Annotated in this window: 4 protein-coding genes and 1 pseudogene; 4 read left to right on the forward strand and 1 reads right to left on the reverse strand. The window is 63.0% G+C overall.

Going from position 1 to position 4,056, the window contains the following annotated elements; all coding sequences use genetic code 11:
* The first annotated feature begins 97 nt into the window (after positions 1-97).
* The 4 genes and pseudogenes from istA to istB (ACNQQL_RS35685) all read left to right on the forward strand — a co-directional run bounded on the left by istA (position 98) and on the right by istB (ACNQQL_RS35685) (position 3,562).
* Positions 98-1,600: an IS21 family transposase gene (gene istA / locus ACNQQL_RS35670; protein ID WP_347069485.1), complete on the forward strand. Its 1,503-nt coding sequence runs from the start codon at positions 98-100 to the stop codon at positions 1,598-1,600.
* Positions 1,601-1,615: 15 nt separating this feature from the next.
* Positions 1,616-2,365: an IS21-like element ISBmu3 family helper ATPase IstB gene (istB, locus tag ACNQQL_RS35675; protein WP_347069476.1), complete on the forward strand. Its 750-nt coding sequence runs from the start codon at positions 1,616-1,618 to the stop codon at positions 2,363-2,365.
* 97 nt (positions 2,366-2,462) lie between these two features.
* Positions 2,463-2,699: pseudogene (locus tag ACNQQL_RS35680) on the forward strand (IS21 family transposase); the annotation flags it as partial.
* Complete coding sequence (istB, locus tag ACNQQL_RS35685; protein ID WP_347069478.1) at positions 2,696-3,562, forward strand: IS21-like element ISBcen28 family helper ATPase IstB; 867 nt, start codon at positions 2,696-2,698, stop codon at positions 3,560-3,562. The pseudogene ACNQQL_RS35680 and the gene istB (ACNQQL_RS35685), both read left to right, overlap by 4 nt.
* 273 nt (positions 3,563-3,835) lie before the next feature.
* Here istB (ACNQQL_RS35685) and ACNQQL_RS35690 read toward each other — a convergent pair.
* A partial coding sequence (locus ACNQQL_RS35690; RefSeq protein ID WP_347069480.1) for a transposase occupies positions 3,836-4,056 on the reverse strand: 221 nt, incomplete at its 5' end.

Raw genomic sequence — 4,056 nt, forward strand, 5'->3', positions numbered from 1 at the left:
ACTGGAAATCGGCGATGAACCAGTTTGCTATCCTGTTCGGAGACCGATTTATGCAGGCGCGCGGATAACGTGCTGTTCAACCGCCTCGCCCACAAAAATGCGGACAGGTTCCGGCCTGTCGCACCGCCAGATCAGCCGCGCGATCGGTATCAGCGTCGGCGCCATCTCGGCATACGCCGCGCGCGCCAGCGCGGCGGGGCTCGACTGGTCTACTGTCGAACCGCTCGCCAACGACGAGCTCGAGATCAGGCTGGAGTTGCCTGCCGAGACGACAGCCCCGACCCGGCGGGTCGAGCCGGATTACGCGGCGATGCACCGCGACCTGCGCCGCAAGAGCGTGACGCTGCAGCTGCTCTGGGAGGAGTACGTCGAGGCGCATCCCGGCCAGCGCACCTACCGCTATACGCAGTTCTGCCAGCGATACAAGGACTGGGCCGCGGCGCTAAAGCGCTCGATGCGCCAGCAGCACCGCGCTGGCGAGAAGCTGTTCGCCGACTTCGCTGGGCAAACCGTGCCGATCCTCGGCCGCGACGGCGGCGTCGTGCTCAAGGCCCACGTGTTCGTGGCTGTCCTCGGCGCCTCGAACTACACCTATGCATGTGCGACGCGTTCCGAGGCCATGCCCGATTGGATCGGCAGCCTGATCGACGCGTTGGAATTCTACGGCGGCGTTCCCGAACTGCTGGTGCCCGACAACCCCAAGGCATTGATCGCCAAGGCCGACCGGTACGAACCGGTGTTGGGCAACACGACGCAGGACTTCGTGAACCACTACGCGACCGCCATGTTGCCGGCGCGTCCGCGCAAGCCGCAGGACAAGGCGAAGGTCGAGGTCGGCGTGCAGATCGTCGAGCGCTGGATCCTCGCACGGCTGCGCAACCATCGCTTCTACAGCCTGGCCGAACTGAACAAGGCGATCGGCAAGCTGATTGCCGACCTGAACCGGCGTCCGTTCAAAAAGCTCGAGGGCAACCGTCACGAATGGTTCGAGCGGCTCGACCGACCAGCGCTACGCTCGCTGCCGGCCCGCCGCTACGAGATCGCGACCTTCGTGAAGTGCCGCGTCAACATCGACTACCACGTCGAAGTCGACCACCACTATTACAGCGTCCCGCACGGTCTTGTGCGTCAAGAGGTCTACGTGCGCGTGACGCGCCACTGCGTCGAGATCCTGCACCGCGGCAAGCGCGTTGCCGCCCACGCCCGCAGCCGACTCCGGAACAAGCATACGACATTGCCCGAGCACATGCCGGCGGCGCACCGTGCTCACATGGAATGGACGCCAGGCCGGTTGTTGAACTGGGGCGCCTCGGTCGGTCCCTGCGCCGAGGCGATCGTCAAATATCTGTTGACCAACCGGCCCCATCCCGAGATGGGGTACCGCGCCTGTCTCGGACTGCTGTCGCTCTCACGCAAGTACGGCAAGGAACGGCTGGAAGCGGCCTGCCAACGGGCGCTCGTGATCGGCTCGCCGACCCGTCGCTCCGTGCTGTCAATCCTCGAATCCGGCCTGGACCGACAGCCGATGCTCCCGATTCCGCTCACCGAATGGCATTCGCCCGATCACGAGAACGTGCGCGGGCCCGACTATTACCACTGACCCAAGGAGGTCGCGATGTTGATGCAGCAAACCTTAACCCAGCTCAAATCCCTGAAGCTCGACGGCATGGCCCGCGCGTTCGAGGAACAGGCGGCACTGACCGCCAGCACAAGCCTATCGTTCGAAGAGCGCTTCGGCATGGTCGTCGATCGCGAACTCGCCTGGCGCGATACCCGGCGGCTCGAGCGGTTGCTGAAGTCCGCGAAACTCAAGAATCCCCAAGCCTGCATTGAGGACATCGAATACAGGCAGAGCCGCGGTATCGACAAGGGCGTCGTCGCGGCACTCGCTGGTTGCGACTGGATCCGCAACACGCAGAACCTCATCCTGACAGGGCCGACCGGCGCGGGCAAGACGTGGATCGCCTGTGCGTTCGGGCAGCAGGCTTGCCGACAGGGATTCTCCGTGATGTACGTCCGTGTTGCCCGGCTGTTCGAGGAATTGAAGATCGCCCACGGCGATGGCAGCTTCACGCGGCGACTCGCGCAGCTCGCCAAGATGGACGTCCTGCTGCTCGACGACTGGGGGCTGCAAGATCTCGATCAGAGTGCCCGAAACGACTTGCTCGAAGTGCTCGATGATCGTGTCGGAACGCGCTCCACGATTATTACGAGTCAACTACCGCTCGAACACTGGCATGCCTGGCTGCAGGATCCGACGCTCGCTGACGCGATCCTCGACCGGCTCGTCCATCAGGCCCACAAGATGCCGTTGAAAGGCGAATCGATGCGAAAGACCAACGCCAAGCAGTCCTCCGCATCCTGATCGTGATCACCTTCGCTATAATCCATTGACCGCGCAACACCACCTTCCAAACTGATCACGTTCGCCGAAACGCCTGATCACCATCACCGAAATCCGCATCCACAGTCTGGCTCACGAGATCCGCATCTACGAAGACGGTGAACTGCTGGCGGTTCATCCCGTGCTGGAAGGTCGTCGACGAACCTCGCTGTTGCCCGGTCATCGGCGCGCAAATCAGCGTAAGCAGCCGGCACGACACCCGGCGCCATCGCTGACGGTAGCCGTGGCTCGCCGGCCTCTGTCGTTCTATGACCAGGTCGCAAGACGCCTCGCGGATGCCGGGAGGGTCGCATGAGCAGCATGCCCGTCTCGACACTGGAACGCATCCGACGCTATCTCGTCGGCTTGCGCATGCCGCGCGCGCTCGAAACGCTGGACGCAACTCTGAATCGCTTCGAGCAGGGCGACAGTTCGATGCTGGAAGTGCTGGAAACGCTGCTGGGCGAGGAGTTCACGACGCGCGAAACCCGGCGCATCCGGATGGCGCTGCAGACCGCGCGGCTCGGTACGATCAAGACGCTGGCTGGTTACGACTTCAGCTTCCAGCCGAGCCTCGACCGCGATCGCATCATGGCGCTTGCACAGCTTGAGTTCATCGAACGACGGCAGACCGTTCACTTCCTGGGGCCGCCCGGTACGGGCAAATCGCACCTGTCCATTGCGCTGGGCGTGGAAGCCGTGCGTGCCGGCAAGAGCGTCTACTTCGGCTCGCTGGCCGAGATCGTGAACTCGATGGCCAAGGCCGAACGGGAAGGCAACCTGGCGCAGCGCGTGCGTTTCCTCGCTCGTAACAGCCTGTTGATCGTCGACGAGATCGGCTACCTGCCAATCGGTACCAACGGCGGCAATCTGTTCTTCCAACTCGTCAACGCCTGCTACGAGCGCTGTGCGATCATCCTGACGTCCAATCGCAGCTTCGGTGAATGGGGCGACGTGTTCGGTGACAGCGTGGTGGCCGCGGCGCTGCTCGACCGCCTGCTGCACCACGCGATCGTCGTGCAGATCGAAGGCACATCGTATCGCCTGCGAGAACACGCCGATCTGTTGCCCGACCATCTACGCAACCGGCTTTCTTCCCTGAATCCCGCGCCCGCTGAGCCGGTTCGTCGGCGTCCGGGCCGTCCTCGAAGGAACCCATCCGATCACGTCGCCGGCTGATCACCGTCCCAACAGGGTGGGGAATTTTACTTCGACACTTCTGGGGAAATTACGTCCGACGTTGACAAGTTCGCACGACGACTCCCGATTCGAGCGCGCGCCGTGCCCGCTGGATCGGGTGAACCGGCAGTTGAAGGCTGAGCGACCGAATCAGCTTTGGGTGTCGGATTTCAGTGTGCCGCAGCAAGCGGCGTAGGAGATGAGGATATGGCCCCTCGCCATCGGCTTGCAGGGTAATCCCCCCCCGTTTTGCACGGGGTTCAGAAGTAGAAACTAAGCGGCCATGGCCAACCGCTGCTTTGGCGCAAATCCGCCCAAGGCCATGTTCGGGCGGTCCTGATTGTAAGTCCACATCCAATCGGTCGCGAAACGCTGCACGTGGTCTAAGTCTTCCCAGTGGTACTGCGACAGCCATTCGTACCGCACGGTCCGGTTGAATCGTTCGACATACGCATTCTGCTGCGGCTTGCCCGGTTGGATGTAGTCGAGCCTGA

It is taken from the genome of Burkholderia sp. LFS061 (assembly GCF_047978125.1).
GTDB classification, from domain to species: Bacteria; Pseudomonadota; Gammaproteobacteria; order Burkholderiales; family Burkholderiaceae; genus Burkholderia; species Burkholderia pyrrocinia_C.

What these genes read in the sequence shown, in the direction of transcription:
- istB (WP_347069478.1), top strand. Translation starts at nt 2,696, where the DNA reads ATGAGCAGCATGCCCGTCTCGACACTGGAACGCATCCGACGCTATCTC.
- istB (WP_347069476.1), top strand. Translation starts at nt 1,616, where the DNA reads ATGTTGATGCAGCAAACCTTAACCCAGCTCAAATCCCTGAAGCTCGAC.
- istA (WP_347069485.1), top strand. Translation starts at nt 98, where the DNA reads ATGCGGACAGGTTCCGGCCTGTCGCACCGCCAGATCAGCCGCGCGATC.